The organism is Extibacter sp. GGCC_0201 (assembly GCF_017566055.1).
Classification (GTDB): Bacteria; Bacillota; Clostridia; order Lachnospirales; family Lachnospiraceae; genus Extibacter.
Genome location: NZ_JABFCH010000303.1, coordinates 1 through 207, shown reverse-complemented (window position 1 = coordinate 207; position 207 = coordinate 1). Strand labels below are relative to the sequence as shown.

The 207-nt window shown below is 51.2% G+C and carries 1 pseudogene; it reads right to left on the bottom strand.

Going from position 1 to position 207, the window contains the following annotated elements:
• Positions 1-207: pseudogene (locus HJV72_RS19620) on the bottom strand (tRNA pseudouridine(38-40) synthase TruA); the annotation flags it as partial.

The following is a 207-nucleotide window of genomic DNA, read 5'->3' as shown; positions in this document are numbered from 1 at the left end:
CTTGAAATCATGGCTTCCGGTCAAAAGGATCGCCGCCCGGCGCATGGCTTCCATGTCCAGATGCTCCGGGACCTGATAGACATACCTTCTTTCAAATATATGTGGCACGGCACTGTTTAACACCCTGTACCGGTATGTTTTGCTTTTGGCATTGAGCCGGCTGTGAAAACGTTCCGGCACCTCTTCCACAGATATCACCCCGATATC